This window comes from Streptomyces alanosinicus (assembly GCF_014650595.1).
In the GTDB taxonomy this organism is placed as follows: Bacteria; Actinomycetota; Actinomycetes; order Streptomycetales; family Streptomycetaceae; genus Streptomyces; species Streptomyces alanosinicus.
In genome coordinates this window covers 166,931-183,485 of sequence record NZ_BMVG01000006.1, presented here as the reverse complement: position 1 = coordinate 183,485, position 16,555 = coordinate 166,931, and the positions used below count along the sequence as shown (strand labels likewise).

The following is a 16,555-nucleotide window of genomic DNA, read 5'->3' as shown; positions in this document are numbered from 1 at the left end:
TCCTTGGCTTGTGGCACCGGGGTTCACACCTTCGGCTCCACCCGCGCCAGCCGGCGCAGCGCTCCCGGCATGAAGCGGGACAGCGCGTGGGCGCCTCGGGCCTCCGGGGTGACCGGCACGACCGCCCTGTTGCGCGCGACGGCGTCCAGGATCGCCTCGGCCACCTTCTCCGGCGGGTAGTTGCGCAGGCCGTACAGCCGGGCGGAGTTCTTCTGGCGACGCTGCTCCTCCGCCTCGTCCACACCGGCGAAGCGGGCCGTCGAGGTGATGTTCGTGTTGACGATGCCGGGGCATATCGCGCTCACCCCGATGCCCTGCCCGGCGAGTTCGGCGCGCAGGCACTCGGAGAGCATCAGCACCGCCGCCTTGGAGGTGGCGTACGCGGGAAGGACCCGGGAGGGCTGGAAAGCGGCCGCCGAGGCGATGTTGACGATGTGGCCGCCCTGGCCGCGTTCGGTCATCCGCGCTCCGAAGAGCCGGCAGCCGTGGATCACGCCCCAGAGATTGACGTCCAGGACCTTGCGCCAGTCGTCGGACGTCGTGGCGAAGAAGGAGCCCGACAGGCCGATGCCCGCGTTGTTGACCAGCACGTCCAGCACACCGTACTCGCTGTGCACCTTCTCGGCGAGCTTCTCCATGGCCTGCTCGTCGGAGACGTCGGCCGTCTCCGCCCAGGCCTCGGGCGCGCCGATCAGCCGGGACAGCTCGGCGGTACGGGCGGCGGCCTCGGCGTCCCGGTCGATGGCCACCACGCGCGCCCCCGCCTCCGCGAACGCGAACGTCGTGGCCCGGCCGATGCCGCTGCCCGCACCGGTGACCAGCACCAACTGCCCGCCGAACCGGTCGGCGTGGCGGCCGGTGGCCTTCGGCTCGGGGCGGCCGCCGTCCACCGACATGATGAATTCCTCGATCCAGGAGGAGAGTTGATCAGGGCGGGTGCGCGGCACCCAGTGCTTGGCGGGCAGTGTGCGACGGGTCAGCTGGGGCACCCACTGCCCCAGGTCGTCGTAGAGACGCTCGGAGAGGAACGCGTCCTGCTGGGGCGTGATGAGCTGCACGGGCGCGTGCGCGTACGCGTCGGGGCGCGGCCTGGTCAGCCGGGCGCGGACGTTGTCCCGGTACAGCCAGGCGCCGTGCGCCGCGTCCGAGGGCAGGGACGCCGTCGGGTAGTCACCGGCGGGGACTTTCTCGACCCGCTCCAGGATCCTCGGCCAGCGCTTGCCGAGCGGGCCGCGCCACGCCAGCTCCGGCAGGACCGGTGTGTGCAGCAGATACACGTACCAGGACTTGGCGCCCTGGCCGAGGAGCTGGCCCACCCGGCGCGGTGTAGGACGCTTCACGCGTGCGTTGATCCAGTGCCCGAAGTGGTCCAGGGACGGCCCGGACATCGAGGTGAAGGAGGCGATGCGGCCCTCGGTGCGGCCGGTCGTGACGAACTCCCAGGACTGCACCGAGCCCCAGTCGTGCCCGACCAGGTGCACCGGGCGGTCCGGGCTGACCGCGTCCACGACGGCCAGGAAGTCGTCGGTGAGCTTGGTCAGCGTGAAGCCGCCGCGCAGCGGCTGCGGAGCCGTCGACCGGCCGTGGCCCCGGACGTCGTACAGGACGACATGGAAGCGGCCGGCGAGGCGGACGGCGACCTCCGACCAGACCTCCTTGCTGTCCGGGTAGCCGTGCACCAGCACCACCGTCGGCTGCTCGGGGTCGCCCAGTTCCGCCACGCACAGCTCGACCCCGCCGGTCGCCACCCGGCGCTCCCGCGCACCTTCCAGCGTCACGTCCGCCGTCACTTCTCCTCCGCCCAGCGCCGCACGTGCGGCAGATCGTCGTCCAGCCAGAAGGCGCTCTCCTCGGGGTCCTTCGAGTCGGTGACCACGAGGATCTCCTCGAACTTCGCGCCCGTGCCCCGGAAGCCCAGGTGCGGTTCGACCGCCCACAGGCCCGGCTGCGGCGGGTGGTCCGAGAAGCGGTACGGCGACCACAGGGGCGACCAGCCCTCGCGGTGGCCGTGCAGCGCGTCGGCGGCCAGGCCCTTCAGGGACTGCGTGCCGAACCCGAACAGATGGGGCGAGAAGCGCCGCGGCTTCACCCGGTCCACCTTGTGGGCGATCACCCCGAACGGGTACGCGCGGTGCCGGTTGGCATAGCCCTGGCGGACCATGAGCCGGTCCACGTGCTCGTAGATCTCGCGCAGCGGGCGCCGCTCGCGCACCTCGCGCAGGATCAGCTCGCGATGCGCCTCGAGGTCGGCCATCAGCCGGTCCTGCACAGGGTTCACGCCGAGCGAGCCCGAGTAGCCGATGTCCGCCGTGCAGCCCTCGTACACCGGGGCCAGGTCCAGGATGAAGGGCATCCCGGGCTCCAGACGCCGGTCGGTCGGGAAGAACTGCAGCGGGACGCGGAAGTTCACGAACGCCGTGCGGTCGCCGAACCAGGCGAAGGGCAGATGGAACCAGTCCCGCACCCCGCGCTCGCGCAGGTACTCCCGCTGCATCCGCGCCGCCTCGCGCTCGGTCACACCCGGCTGAAGCCGTGCCGCGACCGCCTCCGCGCATTCGTAGGCGAGGCGCTGCACCCGCCTGAACCCCCGCAGCTCCACCGAGAGTTCGCTGCTCACTGCCGTCGTCATGCCGCCCCGTCCCGTCGTGCCGCCGACTCGCCCGTCGACTGCGGTACGCGTCCGTAACTTGACACTGGTGAATGTGACAGTTGTTAGAGGTGGCGTCAATAGGAGGCGCTGCAGCCTGTGGAAAACCCGCCGTGCCTCTGAGCGGACAGCTCGTAGTGTGGGTCGTGGTCTCCATGCCCGACGTCACGAAATGGACATACACCACGCACTCCCGGCCAGGATCGGGATGCCACCCAACTGTGGACAGGCTCGGCGACGTCGTTCTGAGACAAGACCGTTTAGGGAAAATCGGGGGTTGTAATGCTCAGGCAAGGAGCGTTAGAACTGGCGGGCTGCGCTGGTCGCGGGCACGTCCCGGGGCGCGGGTCGGTAGCGGGGCCACGCGCCCCGGGGGAGGGATGCGAGCGCGACCCGGTGCGCGTCGTGCTGGTGGCCGAGCAGTCGGTGATCCGGGCCGGGCTCCGTTCGATCCTGACCTCGACGCCGGAACTGCGCGTGGTCAGCAGCTACGGCGATACGAAGCGGGCCAAGGAAGGATCCCGGCACGACCGGCCGGAGGTCATCCTCGTCGGTACGCGGGAGGGCCTCGCCGCGGACGCGGCCGCCGCGCGGCAACTGGTGTCGGCAGACGCCGCGTCGGGGGCGAAGGCCATCCTGCTGCACCCCGCCGAGACCAGCGTGGAGGTGTCCCAGGTCCTCACCGGCGGTGTGCACGGCTGTATCGATCCCGCGATGGACGAGGAGCAGATCATCCGGGCGGTGACGGCCGTCGCGATGGGAGGCGCCGTCTTCCTGCCCGCCCCCAAGGTCCAGCAGGCGGAGCAGATGCTGGCGATCGAGGGCCCCAGCCCCGCCGAGGCCCGCCTGACCGAGCGGGAGCACGCGGTGCTGGGCGGGCTCGCCCGCGGGCTGAGCAACTCCGAGATCGGCACGGAGTTGTTTCTGGCCGAGGCCACAGTGAAGAAGCATCTGACCCAGGCCATGCGCAAGATCGGCCAGCCCGACCGGCTGCGCGCCGGCCTGTACGCCTACCAACACGGCATCTTCCGCTAGGAGCTGACCCTCAGGTGGCCGGAGGGTGCCGCGGCTGGGACGGCGGGCGGGTGAGAGCCACCCCTGGCCGAACGGGATATCCGGCGGGCGACCATCGGAGTACATCCGGGGCACCTTCGAGGTAGTGCCAGTCTCCGATGGTGTGTTCTGCCAGGAGTCGGCCGGCGGTTAATTTTGTCGTGCTCTTCCAAGCCGTTCGGCCGCTCCATCAACGCAGTGGCGGCGGACGGCTGCTCGCCACTAGCACAGCGGGGGTTTCGTGAGCGACTTCACCATCAGTCATGTCGAATTCTATGTCGGGGACGCCCGGCAGGCCGCCTATTACTACCGCACCGCATTCGGATTCCACACGCTTGCTGAAGGTGGTCCGGAGACCGGCCAGAAGGACCGCCGGTCCATTCTCCTGGCCCAGGGAGAAATTCGCCTCCTCATGACGTCCGATCTGACGCCGGACGGTCCGGTCGCCCGGTACGTGGCCCGCCACGGGGACGGAGTGGCGAACATCGCGCTGCGGACCCAGGACGCCGAGCAGGCGTTCCACAGGGCGGTCGAGCGAGGTGCCGAGCAGGTCGCCGCCCCGCACTCGATCGAGCAGCCGGACGGCACCGTCGTCTCCGCCGCCGTTCGGGCGTTCGGCGACACCGTGCACTCCTTCGTGCAGTACGAGCACGCCGAGCAGTTGCCCGGCCCGCACCTGCGCCGGGTGGACACCGCAGCTTCCTCGTCGGCCGAACCGCAACTCCTGCATTCCCTCGACCATTTCGCGGTCTGCCTTCCGGCCGGCGAACTGGAGAAGACGGTGGCCTTCTACCAAGAGGCGCTGGGATTCAGCGAGGCATTCGAAGAATTCATCGAGGTCGGCGATCAGGCAATGGATTCCAAGGTGGTGCGCAGCCCGTCCGGCGCCGTCACCTTCACCTTCCTGGAGCCCGATGTGCGGCGTAAGCCGGGCCAGATAGACGCGTTTATCGACGCGCACGGCGGGGGCGGTGTCCAGCACCTGGCATTCGGCACCTCGGCGATAGCCGGAGCGGTGCGGAAACTCTCCTCCCAGGGCGTGGAGTTCCTGAAGACACCCGCCACGTACTACGACGCGGTGGAGGGCCGGGTGGGCTCGCTCGGCGACGATCTGGACGTGCTGCGCGAGCTCTCCGTGCTCGCCGACCGCGACGACTGGGGCCTGCTGTACCAGATCTTCACCCGCTCCCCGCACGCTCGGGGGACGTTCTTCCTTGAGCTCATCGAGCGGCGCGGGGCGCAGACCTTCGGAAGCGGCAACATCAAGGGTCTCTACGAAGCGGTCGAGCGGGCCCGGGTGGTCGCCGACGCCGGTACTCGATGACCGACAGGGTCCTCGACCGGCCCCTGACGGTCGAGGAGTACGCTCCGCTCGCTCAGGCCCGGCTGCCCGGCGCGACATGGCACTACTTCGACGGCGGGGCCGGTACGGAGAGCACCGTCGAGGCCAACCTCACGGCGTTCCGCCGGTTCCGGATCCGGCCACGGGTGCTGAACGACGTCTCCCGCTGCGATCTTTCGACGACGATCCTGGGCGATCCGGCCGGGGCGCCCCTCGGTATTGCCCCCATGGCTTACCACGAACTCGCCTGCGATGAAGGTGAGTTGGCGACCGTTCGGGCAGCCGGTGAGCTGGGCGTGCCCACCGTGGTCGGCATCTTCGCCAGCCGGGCCTTCGAGGAGATCGCCGAGCAGGCCACCGGCCCGCTGTGGCTCCAGCTCTACTGGCTGCACCGGCGCGATGTCCTGGAGCGGGTGCTGCGACGGGCCGAGGACGCCGGTTTTCGCGCGCTGGTGCTGACCGTGGACACGCCGCGGCTCGGGCGCCGGCTGCGTGAGGCGCGCCACGGCTTCCATCTGCCCGCGCACATCACGGCGCCCAACCTGGACGGCGAGGCCATCGGGTTCCTGCATGAACGGCAGGACGGCAGCTCGGCTCTGTCGAGACATGCCGACGCGTTCATCGACCCCTCGCTGAGCTGGTCGGATCTGGACTGGCTGCGGTCCCGTACCCGCCTGCCGCTCGTCCTCAAGGGCGTGCTCACCGCCGAGGACGCCGCGCGCGCCGCCGAGCTCGGCATCGACGGGCTGGTGGTCTCCAACCACGGGGGACGCCAACTCGACGGTGTCACGGCCACCTTGGATGCGCTGCCGGACGTGATGCGGGCGGTCGCCGGCCGCTGCCCGGTGTTCCTCGACGGCGGGGTCCGGAGCGGGACCGACGTACTGAAGGCGTTGGCGCTGGGCGCTCAGGCCGTCTTCCTCGGCCGGCCCGTGCTGTGGGGACTGGCCGCCGCCGGAGCGGCCGGCGCACGCCATGTGCTCACGCTGGTGCGGGACGAGCTGGAGGACGCCATGGCGCTGTCCGGCTGCCCGTCCCTCGCCTCCCTCACCCCTGAACTGCTGAGCCGCGACCCGAACCACTGAGCTGCGAGCCGGCCGCAGTCACTGAGCTGCGACCCCGCCGTAGCCACGGAGCTGCGACCCCGCCGCAGCCGCACGGAACGACGCACACGACGATCCTCGGGAAGGACGATGATGACCGCATCCGCATTCCACCTCAGCGAGGAAGACCGCACGCTGCTGCCGTCGGAGGAGGAGGTGGCGTTCTACCAGGAGCACGGCTGGTACCTGTCGAAGAAGCTGCTGACCGACGAGGAGGTCGACGCTCTCGACGCCGCGGCCGACCGCTTCTACTCCGGCCACCGCGACCGCACGCTCCCGGTCCGCCCGCCGCGCCTGGCCTACTGGGAACCGTCCCGCGGCGATGTGCACCGGCACAACGACTACATCTTCTACGAGGACGACACCGTCCGCCGCATCCTGTCCAAGCCGGTCATCGCCGCGGTCGCCGCGCGGATCGCGCGCACCAGCCAGATACGGCTGTGGAACAGCACCCTCATCCACAAGCCGCCGCGTCCCGAGGACGAGGGCAACATCGTGCCCTGGCACTTTGACCGGCACTACTGGCAGACCTGCACCTCCGACGAGATGCTGACCGCCTTCGTCCCCTTCCACGACTGCGGCGAGGAGATGGGCACCATCACCATGGTCGACGGCAGCCACCGCTGGAAGGAGATCGGCGGCAACGACGCCACCACCCAGCACTTCGCCGAACGCGACCGGGCGGAGCTGGACCAGATGCTGGAGGAGAACGCCGCCTACAACAACGCAGAGGTCCGCAAGGTACCCGTCGTCATACCGAAGGGGCACATCAGCTTCCACCACTGCCTCACGTATCACGGCAGCGGGCTGAACCGCAGCGACCGTCCGCGGCGCGCGATCTCCCTGCACCTGCAGGACCGATCCAACCAGTGGCGCCCGTTCCAGATCTCCACGGGTGACCAGGTCGTCTACAACAACGACGTCCTGGTCCGGAAGACGGCCGACGGCAACCCCGACTACGCGGACCCGGACTTCTGTCCGGTGCTCTGGCAGGAGCAGCCGTAATGCCGCGGCCCGGACCGGACGCCGAGCTCACGCCGGCCGAGCTCCACTCCTCGCTGTCGGATCCCCTGCTCGACGTGATGAACTTCCTCAACGAGGTGACGCTGCGTCACCCGAAGGCGATCTCGTTCGGTCCGGGCCGCCCCTACGACGGGTTCTTCGAGGTGGACCGGATCGGCGACTACCTCACGGCCTACACCCGGCACCTGGAGGCGGACCTCGGACGTACACCCGAGCAGATCCGCACCGCGCTCTTCCAGTACGGCCGGACCAACGGCCAGATCAACGAGCTGGTCGCGCGGACGATCGCCAACGACGAAGGCATCCACGTCGACGCGTCGCACATCGTCGTCACCGTCGGCTGCCAGGAGGCGATGCTCCTGGTGCTCCGGGCACTCATCGCCGGACCGGACGACGTACTGCTGGTGACCGATCCCGGCTACGTCGGCATCACCGGCGCGGCGCGGCTGCTGGACGCCGAGACGGTTCCGGTACCCGAGGACGACGCGGGCCTGGACCTCGACGCACTGCGCGCGGCGGTCCGGGACGTGCGTGCCCGGGGCAAGCGGCCGCGCGCCGTCTATGTGATCCCCGACTTCGCCAACCCCTCCGGTGCGTCGATGCCCCTTGACCGGCGGCACCAGCTTCTCGACCTCGCCGCCGAGGAGGACCTGCTGGTGCTGGAGGACAACCCGTACGGGTTCTTCAGCCGCACCGGGGAGGGCCGGCCCACCCTGAAGTCGCTCGACACCCGGCACCGGGTGATCTACTTCGGTTCGTTCGCCAAGACCTGCTTCCCCGGCGCCCGGGTCGGCTACGTCATCGCGGACCAGCCGGTCCTCGGCGGCGGCGCGCGCACGGTTCTCGCGGACGAGCTGTCGAAGATCAAGAGCATGGTCACGGTCAACACGCCGGCGATCGCCCAGGCCGTGGTCGGCGGGATGCTCGTCGCGCACGACTGCCGGCTCCGGGAAGCCGACAAGGAACTCATCGACTTCTACCGCGGCAACATGAACGCGCTGCTGGACGCGCTCGCGCGGCATCTGCCCCAGGACCGCTGGCCGGTGCGCTGGAACGTGCCCGACGGCGGGTTCTTCCTCGTGATGACACTGCCGTTCGCGGCCGACAACGCCTTCCTGGAGGAGGCGGCCCGCGATCACGGTGTGATCTGGACACCGATGAGCTACTTCCATCTGGGAAGCGGCGGAGAGCGGCAGATCAGACTGTCCGCCAGCTATCTGACTCCCGGTCAGATCGAGGAGGGGGTACGGCGCCTCGCGGCGCACGTCCGACAGCGGATCGCACGGGGCAGCTGATGGCCGTGAGCGAACTGCGCACGGTCGCCGTCGTCGGCACCGGCCTCATCGGCACCTCCGTGGCCCTCGCGCTGGCGGAGCAGGGAGTCACCACCCACCTGATCGACCGGGACCGCTCCGCGGCCCGCGCCGCCGCCGCGCGGGGTGCCGGCACGACGGAGACACCCCGCGCCCCCGTGGACCTGGCCGTGCTGGCGGTGCCGCCGGGGAGCGTGGCCGCCGTTCTGGAGGAGCAGCAGAAGGCCGGACTCGCCCGGGCCTACACCGATGTGGCCAGTGTGAAGCGTCCGCCGCAGGCCGACATGGAGGCCCGCGGCTGCGATCTGGCCTCCTTCGTCGGCGGCCATCCCATGGCAGGACGGGAACGCTCGGGGCCGCTGGCCGGGCGGGCGGACCTCTTCGGCGGCCGGCCCTGGGTGCTGACACCCGGCCCGGCGACCGAGCAGCTGGCGCTGGGCCGTGTCCTGGAACTGGTCAGACGGTGCGGCGGGGTGCCGGTCGTGCTGAGTCCCGAGGAGCATGACCGTGCCGTCGCTCTCGTCTCCCACCTGCCGCACCTGCTGGCCAGTCTGATGGCCGCGCGGTTGCGGGACGACGAGGCACTCGCGGTCCGCCTCGCCGGCCAGGGGCTGCGGGACGTCACCCGCATCGCCGCGGGCGACGCCGCCCTGTGGACGGACATCCTCGCGACCAACGCGCCCGCCGTGGCGGAGCTCCTGGCCGACCTCGCCGGTGATCTGGAGGCGGTGCTCCGCGCACTGCGCGCGATGGCTTCGACGGACCCCGTCACGGCCCGGTCCCATCCGGCCGCCGCCGAACTGTCCGCGCTGCTCGCGCGCGGCAACGAGGGACATGCCAGGATCCCCGGAAAACACGGCGGAACTTCCGTAACGTACTCATCAGTTCGGGTTCTTCTACGTGACCGGGCGGGTGAGCTGGCCCGGGTGCTGGCGGACGCTTCGGGTACGGGAGCGAACATCGAGGACATCCGTCTCGACCACGCGACGGACGGGAACACCGGGTTCGTGGAGCTCCTGGTGACGGGCGAGTCGGCCGACGCACTCACGGCCGGACTCCGGCGCCACGGCTGGCCCGTCCACGCATGACTCCGCGGGGCACCCGGGCGATACCGGGCCGACCGGCCTTGTCGATCGATTTCAGAGGAGTACGACCGTGCGGGCAGCAGTGATGTTCGGGGCAGGGGACGTCCGGGTGAAGGAGGTGCCCGATGCCCGGATGACCCAGCAGACCGACGCAGTGGTCCGGGTCACCCACGCCGCCATCTGCGGCAGCGACCTCTGGCGCTACCGGAAACTCGCTCCGACACCGGACGGCCTCCGGGTCGGGCACGAATTCATCGGTGTGGTCGAGGAGACCGGGGCGCACGTCACCTCGGTGCGCCGTGGTGACCTGGTGCTCGCACCGTTCAAGTGGTCCGACGGGACCTGCGAGTTCTGCCGTGCGGGGCTGCACTGCGCGTGTCTGAACGGCGGGTTCTGGGGCGGGGAACTGGACGGTGGCCAGGGCGAGGCGGTGCGGGTGCCGCAGGCGGACGGCACGCTGGTGCCGCTCCCGCTGGAGCCGGATGACCCACGGCTGCCCGCGGTGCTGGCCCTCTCCGACGTGCTGTGCACGGGGCACCACGCCGCGCGGGCCGCGAGGGTGGGGCCGGGCACCACCGTCGCCGTGGTCGGCGACGGCGCGGTCGGGCTGTGCGCGGTTCTGGCCGCCGCCCGGCTGGGCGCGGAGCGCATCATCATCCTGGGCCGGCATGCCCGACGTACCGAGCTGGCGCGCCGCTACGGTGCGGTCGACGTGGTCCAGGAGCGTGGCGCGGAGGCCGTCGAGCGGATCCGGGAGCTGACCGGAGGGCATGGCGCGCACGCGGTGCTGGAGTGCGTCGGCACCGGCGCGGCGCTGCGTGACGCGCTGGACATGGCCCGTCCCGGTGGCGCGGTCGGCTATGTGGGAGTCCCCCAGGACGGCGAAGGCGTCGACGTACGGCGGTTCTACCGCCGCAACGTCACCCTCGCCGGCGGTGTCACCCCGGCCCGGGCCTATGCGCCGGAGCTGCTGCCCGAGGTGCTGTCCGGACGGCTCGACGCCTCCGCGGTCTTCGACCGCACCGTGGGGATCGATGGCATCCCGGACGGCTACAAGGCCATGGCGGAGCGCGAGGCCCTCAAGGTCCTGATCCGCCCCTGATCCGCGCCCCCGAGCCCCGCGCTGCCCCTGATCCGCCCCTGAGCCCCGCCCTGAGCATGGCCGTGCCCGGTGGTCCGGCCACGCTCAGGGCGTCCCGCACGCCTCACGCCTTCAGTTCGCCCTCGAAGACGGTCACCGCCTGCCCCAGCAGGGTGACCCGGTCGTCGCGCAGGGTGACGCCCACCCGTCCGCCCCGTGGGGACAGCTGCACCCCGGTGAGCTCGGTGCGGCCCAGCCGCCCGGCCCAGTGAGGTGCGAGGACGCAGTGGGCGGCGCCGGTGACGGGATCCTCGGGGATGCCGGCGGCGGGTGCGAAGACCCGGGAGACGAAGTCGTGATCGGCGCCGTCGGGTGCGCCGGCGGTCACGATGACCGCCCGGCCGCTGAACTCCGCCAGCGCGGCGATGTCCGGTGACAGGTCGCGCACCGCCACCGCCTCCGGCAGTTCCACGAGCAGATCGTGGCTCGCCCGGCCGGTCCACACCGGTTCGGCGCCCAGTACCTTGGCGAGCCGGTCCGGCACGGTGCCCGCGGTCGGCGGATCACTGGGAAAGTCCAGGGTGATGCCGCGGTGTCCGTGCCGACGGGCGGCCAGCACTCCGCTCTTGGTCTCGAAGCGGAGCGTCGCGTCGAAGGCCGCGCCGAGCGCCGCGTACAGGACGTGCGCGGTGGCCAAGGTGGCGTGGCCGCACAGGTCCACCTCCACGGTCGGTGTGAACCACCGCAGTCCGTAGGTGTTTTCCCCCACGGGGTGCACGAACGCGGTTTCGGACAGGTTGAGTTCCGCCGCCACCTGCTGCATCCAGGCGGCGTCGGCCGGAGTGTCCAGCAGACACATACCGGCGGGGTTGCCGGCGAAGGGCCGGTCGGTGAACGCATCAACGATGAAAGCGCGCATGCTCCCGACATTACGGACGAGGGGACGAGTTGCGTGGAGGGGGCCGGAGTTGGCGCTCTTCGGACCATCAGTCAGCCCCCAACGGGGCGGGGGGAACGGTCCGAGAGGAGGATGTTTCATACCCCACCGATCACTAGGCTCGATCACCGATCGATCGTCATACCGCCCCCAGTCGCCGCATGACCGTCGCCACGGCGGCGGGCGCAGGGCGCACCCGCGTCCGGAAGGGCAGGCATGCAGACCACGGAAGCCAAGCTCCCACCGTTACTTCTCGCGGTGCTCATCTCCCTGAGCGTCGGCGGACTGATGTCCTCGGACATCAACCTCCCCGGGCTGGCACGGACCGCCCACGCCCTCGGCAGCTCCGTCTCCTCGGTCCAGGCCACCTTCAGCCCCTACCTCGTGGGGCTGCTCGTGGCCCAACTGCTCTACGGACCCTGGTCCGACGCCGTCGGCCGGCGTCGCCTCGTCATCGGCGGTTTCTCGCTCTACGCCGTGGCCTCACTGGCCTGCGCGCTGTCGCCGAACATCACGGTCTTCGCGTCGGCCCGGCTGCTCCAGGCACTCGGCGCGGGCGCGGGCCTCGTGCTCGCCCGGGCCATCGTCGGCGATCTGTACGGGCAGCAGACCGCGGGCCGGGTCTTCACCACGATCATGCCGGTGGTCGGCGCCTCGCCGGCGGTCTCCCCCCTCCTGGGCGGCTACCTGACGACGTGGCTGTCATGGCGTGCCCCCTTCTTCCTGACGGCCGCGATCGCGCTGGTCACCGTGCTCGCCGTGGTCCTCAGGGTGCCGGAGTCGCTGCCGCCGGAACGCCGCGCACGGCGCCTGCGCACGACGGTCGGGAACTACCGGAAACTGCTGCTCAGCGCCAAATTCTGGGGCTACGGGCTCAATCTGGGCGTGGGATACGCGGTGTACACCGGCTATCTGGTCGCCTCGCCGGTGATCTTCCAGCGTCTGGGCATGAGCACCGAGGCCAACGGATACTGCTACATCAGCATCGCCGCCGCGTACATCTCGGGCAATCTCATATCGCGCCGCCTGCTCGCTCGGCACTCGATCGACCAGTTGCTGGTGCGGGGCCATCTGATCTTTTCGAGCGGTGCGTTGGTGCTGCTCGCCGTGGGGCTGACCGATCCGCACACCCCCTGGCCGCTGCTGGTCCTGATGACCGCGGTGACCATCGGTAACGGCTTCCTCTTCCCGATGTCCGTGGCGGGCGGGGTGACCTCGTTCCCCACGATGGCGGGGGCGGCTTCCGGGCTGCTGGGGGCGGTGCAGATGGCCGGCGGCAGCCTGTCGTCACTTCTCGTGAGCGCGATCCCGTCCGACATCCGGTCCTTCGCGATTCTGGTGTGTGTCTTCGCGCTGACCGGCTTCACCGCATTCCACGGTCTGCGGGCCATCGCGGCCCGTACGGCCACCGGGTCCGGCGTGCCGCAGGCCATGCCTGCCGCGCCCGTGACATCCGCACCTCCGAACGAAGAATGAAGAATGACGAAGGATGAGGAGAAACACCGATGGGACAGGTTTCCCGCCGCCTGCAGGAACTGGGGCTGACGCTTCCGCCGCTGCTGCCGAAGCTGGCGAACTACGTGCCGACGAAGACGGTCGGCGAACTCGTCTTCGTCTCCGGCCACGGACCGCTCAACCCGGACGGGTCGGTGAAGTACCGGGGCCGTCTCGGCGCGGACTTCACCGTGGACGAAGGCAAGGAAGCCGCCCGCCTGGTCACGCTGAACATCCTCTCGGCCCTCCAGGCCGAGCTCGGTGATCTGGACCGGATACAGGAGTTCGTCAAGCTTCTGGTCATGGTGCAGTCCGCGCCCGAGTTCCAGGAACAGCACGTGGTCGCGGAAGGCGCCTCCGATCTCCTCGTCGACGTCTTCGGCCCCGAACGCGGCTCTCACGCCCGGTCCGCCGTCGGCATGATGAGCCTGCCGTTCGGCATCGCGGTCGAGATCGAGGCCGTCGTACGCATCGCCCCCTGACCGCCATTTCAAGGTCGTGATGCACCGCAGAGCCGGATCCCTTAGGGCCCCGTAATACCTGGGTCTGACGTGAAGACGGCTCTGTGGTCTGACGACCACCGCGGCCCGGGTCACTACCGTCGTTGGCGTGACTGTGATCGCGACCGAAAGCCTGAGCAAGCGGTTCCCCCGGGTGACCGCGCTCGACCGGCTGTCCGTGGACATCGGGCCCGGTGTGACCGGACTCGTCGGAGCCAACGGCGCCGGCAAGTCCACCCTGATCAAGATCCTGCTGGGTCTGTCCCCCGCCACGGAGGGCCGCGCCGAGGTGCTCGGCCTCGACGTCGCCACCAAGGGCGGCACCATCCGTGAGCGCGTCGGCTACATGCCGGAGCACGACTGCCTGCCGCCCGACGTCTCGGCCACCGAGTTCGTCGTGCACATGGCGCGCATGTCCGGCCTGCCGCCCACCGCGGCCCGCGAGCGCACCGCGGACACCCTGCGCCACGTCGGCCTGTACGAGGAGCGCTACCGCCCCATCGGCGGCTACTCCACGGGCATGAAGCAGCGGGTGAAGCTCGCCCAGGCCCTGGTGCACGACCCGCAGCTGGTGTTCCTGGACGAGCCGACCAACGGCCTGGACCCGGTCGGCCGCGACGAGATGCTCGGTCTGATCCGCCGGATCCACACCGAGTTCGGCATCTCGGTCCTGGTCACCTCCCACCTCCTCGGGGAACTGGAGCGCACCTGCGACCACGTCGTCGTCATCGACGGCGGCAAGCTCCTGCGCTCCAGCTCCACCACCGACTTCACCCAGACCACGACCACCCTCGCGATCGAGGTCACCGACAGCGACACCCACCCGGACGGCACCCGCGCGGTCCGCGACGCGCTCCACGCGCGCGGGGTGGAGACGCAGGCGGAGGGCGCGGGCCTGCCCGGAGCCGGGCACATCCTGCTGCTCACCGCCCAGAGCGAGGAGTCCTACGACCTGGTCCGGGACGTGGTCGCGGACCTCGGCCTCGGCCTGGTCCGCATGGAGCAGCGCCGGCACCACATCTCCGAGGTGTTCACCGACGGCGCCCGGAACGACAGCGACGAGCGCGGCAGCGACGAGCAGCGGAAGGAGGCCGTCGGCCATGGCGGTTGAGCAGCCCCTGACCACACCCGCGGGCGACCAGACCCGCATCCACGACATCGGCTACCGCGGCTACGACGGCCCCCGCCTCGGCCGCGCCTACGCCCGCCTCTCGCTGTACTCGCAGTCCCTGCGCGGCGCCTACGGCCTCGGCCGCTCGGCCAAGTCCAAGGTGCTGCCGATGCTGCTGTTCACGGTGATGTGCGTGCCCGCGGCCATCATGGTGGCCGTCGCGGTCGCCACCAAGGCGCATGAACTGCCGGTGGCCTACACCCGCTACGCGATCATGATGCAGGCCGTGATCAGCCTGTACGTCGCCGCGCAGGCACCCCAGGCCGTCTCCCGCGACCTGCGCTTCAAGACCGTGCCGCTGTACTTCTCGCGGCCCATCGAGACCGCCGACTACGTCCGCGCCAAGTTCGCGTCACTCGCCTCGGCGATCTTCATCCTGACCGCCGCCCCCCTGCTCGTGATGTACGTGGGCGCGCTGCTGTCCAAGCTGGGCTTCGCCCACCAGACGAAGGAATTCGCCGAGGGACTGGTCTCCGTGGCGCTGCTCTCCCTGCTCTTCGCCGGCATCGGCCTGGTCATCGCCGCGGTCACCCCGCGCCGGGGTTTCGGTATCGCCGCCGTGATCGCCGTGCTGATCATCTCCTACGGCGCGGTCAGCACGCTCCAGGCCATCGCCGATGTGCAGAACCACACCTCCGCCATCCCGTGGATCGGCCTGTTCTCGCCCGTCACGCTCATCGACGGCGTCCAGTCGGCCTTCCTGGGCGCGACCGCCCGCAACCCCGGCGCGATCAACCCGTCGTCCGGACAGGGCGTGCTCTATGTCCTGGTCGTGCTCGGCCTGATCGCCGGCAGCTACGGCCTGCTGATGCGCCGCTACAAGAAGGTGGGACTGTGACCACGCCCAGCCCGTCTCCCGCCACCACCCTTCCAAGGAATGGGCTGCGCCCATGAGCACTCTCACCATCGACCATGTCTCCCGCTGGTTCGGCAACGTGGTCGCCGTCAACGACATCACCATGACGATCGGCCCCGGCGTCACCGGCCTGCTCGGCCCCAACGGCGCCGGCAAGTCCACCCTGATCAACATGATGGGCGGCTTCCTCGCCCCCTCCACCGGCACCGTCACCCTCGACGGACAGCCGGTGTGGCGCAACGAGAAGATCTACCAGCACATCGGCATCGTCCCCGAGCGCGAGGCGATGTACGACTTCCTCACCGGCCGCGAGTTCGTCGTCGCCAACGCCGAACTGCACGGCCTCGGCGCCAAGGCGGCCCAAAAGGCGCTGGCCACGGTCGAGATGGAGTACGCGCAGGACCGCAGGATCGCCACGTACTCCAAGGGCATGCGACAGCGCGTGAAGATGGCGAGCGCGCTGGTCCACGATCCCTCGCTGCTCCTGCTGGACGAGCCGTTCAACGGCATGGACCCGCGCCAGCGCATGCAGCTGATGGAACTGCTGCGCACGATGGGCGACGAGGGCCGCACCGTGCTGTTCTCCTCGCACATCCTCGAAGAGGTCGAGCAGCTCGCCCGGCACATCGAGGTCGTCGTCGCCGGACGGCACGCGGCCAGTGGCGACTTCCGCAAGATCCGCCGGCTGATGACCGACCGCCCGCACCGCTACCTGGTCCGCTCCAGCGATGACCGGGCCCTCGCGGCCGCGTTGATCGCCGACCCCTCGACCGCCGGCATCGAGGTCGACATGACCGAGGGCGCGCTGCGTATCCAGGCCGTCGACTTCGGCCGGTTCACCGCCCTGCTGCCGAAGGTCGCCCGGGACCACGGCATCCGGCTTCTCACGGTCTCGCCCTCCGACGAGTCCCTCGAGTCCGTCTTCTCGTATCTGGTCGCGGCGTAGGAGG

General features: G+C 70.3%; 15 protein-coding genes. 12 read left to right on the top strand and 3 right to left on the bottom strand.

The features are described from left to right. Window positions 1-23 precede the first annotated feature (23 nt). Together IE277_RS15995 and IE277_RS15990 are read right to left on the bottom strand one after the other, a co-directional pair. A complete protein-coding gene (locus IE277_RS15995) occupies window positions 24-1,778 on the bottom strand; it encodes an SDR family oxidoreductase (RefSeq protein WP_189953300.1) in 1,755 nt (584 codons plus the stop codon). Window positions 1,779-1,786: 8 nt separating this feature from the next. Further along, entirely contained in the window at window positions 1,787-2,629 is an 843-nt protein-coding gene (locus IE277_RS15990; RefSeq protein WP_189952863.1) for a M24 family metallopeptidase, read from the bottom strand. 414 nt (window positions 2,630-3,043) lie between these two features. Here IE277_RS15990 and IE277_RS15985 point away from each other — a divergent pair, with 414 nt between their 5' ends. The 7 genes from IE277_RS15985 (at window position 3,044) to IE277_RS15955 (ending at window position 10,668) form a co-directional block, all read left to right on the top strand. Beyond that, the gene (locus IE277_RS15985; protein WP_189952861.1) at window positions 3,044-3,682 is read left to right on the top strand and encodes a response regulator transcription factor; all 639 of its coding nucleotides are present in this window, start codon (window positions 3,044-3,046) and stop codon (window positions 3,680-3,682) included. 259 nt (window positions 3,683-3,941) lie between these two features. Continuing rightward, window positions 3,942-5,024, top strand: a complete 1,083-nt coding sequence (gene hppD / locus IE277_RS15980; protein WP_189952859.1) for a 4-hydroxyphenylpyruvate dioxygenase — start codon at window positions 3,942-3,944, stop codon at window positions 5,022-5,024. Beyond that, window positions 5,021-6,127 (top strand): alpha-hydroxy acid oxidase, encoded by a 1,107-nt coding sequence (locus IE277_RS15975; RefSeq protein ID WP_189952857.1) that lies wholly within the window; start codon window positions 5,021-5,023, stop codon window positions 6,125-6,127. The genes hppD and IE277_RS15975 overlap by 4 nt, the downstream gene beginning before the upstream one ends. A 108-nt stretch (window positions 6,128-6,235) precedes the next feature. Next, window positions 6,236-7,150: a phytanoyl-CoA dioxygenase family protein gene (locus IE277_RS15970; protein ID WP_308433386.1), complete on the top strand. Its 915-nt coding sequence runs from the start codon at window positions 6,236-6,238 to the stop codon at window positions 7,148-7,150. Then, a complete protein-coding gene (locus IE277_RS15965; RefSeq protein WP_189952855.1) occupies window positions 7,150-8,463 on the top strand; it encodes an aminotransferase-like domain-containing protein in 1,314 nt (437 codons plus the stop codon). The genes IE277_RS15970 and IE277_RS15965 overlap by 1 nt, the downstream gene beginning before the upstream one ends. Before the next feature lie 14 nt (window positions 8,464-8,477). Next, a complete protein-coding gene (locus IE277_RS15960; RefSeq protein ID WP_189953296.1) occupies window positions 8,478-9,569 on the top strand; it encodes a prephenate dehydrogenase in 1,092 nt (363 codons plus the stop codon). Window positions 9,570-9,636: 67 nt separating this feature from the next. Then, window positions 9,637-10,668 (top strand): zinc-dependent alcohol dehydrogenase family protein, encoded by a 1,032-nt coding sequence (locus tag IE277_RS15955; protein ID WP_373310797.1) that lies wholly within the window; start codon window positions 9,637-9,639, stop codon window positions 10,666-10,668. A 103-nt stretch (window positions 10,669-10,771) separates the two neighbouring features. On the opposite strand, the gene IE277_RS15950 is transcribed toward IE277_RS15955, so the two are convergent. Then, complete coding sequence (locus IE277_RS15950; protein ID WP_189952853.1) at window positions 10,772-11,566, bottom strand: PhzF family phenazine biosynthesis protein; 795 nt, start codon at window positions 11,564-11,566, stop codon at window positions 10,772-10,774. A 234-nt stretch (window positions 11,567-11,800) separates the two neighbouring features. Between IE277_RS15950 and IE277_RS15945 the strand changes: the two genes are divergently transcribed. The 5 genes from IE277_RS15945 to IE277_RS15925 all read left to right on the top strand — a co-directional run bounded on the left by IE277_RS15945 (window position 11,801) and on the right by IE277_RS15925 (window position 16,551). Further along, complete coding sequence (locus IE277_RS15945; RefSeq protein WP_189952851.1) at window positions 11,801-13,060, top strand: multidrug effflux MFS transporter; 1,260 nt, start codon at window positions 11,801-11,803, stop codon at window positions 13,058-13,060. Between the two features lie 29 nt (window positions 13,061-13,089). Then, complete coding sequence (locus IE277_RS15940) at window positions 13,090-13,560, top strand: RidA family protein (protein ID WP_189952849.1); 471 nt, start codon at window positions 13,090-13,092, stop codon at window positions 13,558-13,560. A 133-nt stretch (window positions 13,561-13,693) separates the two neighbouring features. Next, window positions 13,694-14,689, top strand: a complete 996-nt coding sequence (locus tag IE277_RS15935; RefSeq protein WP_189953291.1) for an ABC transporter ATP-binding protein — start codon at window positions 13,694-13,696, stop codon at window positions 14,687-14,689. After that, window positions 14,679-15,587, top strand: a complete 909-nt coding sequence (locus IE277_RS15930) for an ABC transporter permease subunit (RefSeq protein ID WP_189952847.1) — start codon at window positions 14,679-14,681, stop codon at window positions 15,585-15,587. The genes IE277_RS15935 and IE277_RS15930 overlap by 11 nt, the downstream gene beginning before the upstream one ends. A 52-nt stretch (window positions 15,588-15,639) precedes the next feature. Continuing rightward, complete coding sequence (locus IE277_RS15925) at window positions 15,640-16,551, top strand: ABC transporter ATP-binding protein (RefSeq protein ID WP_189952844.1); 912 nt, start codon at window positions 15,640-15,642, stop codon at window positions 16,549-16,551. Window positions 16,552-16,555: the final 4 nt, after the last annotated feature.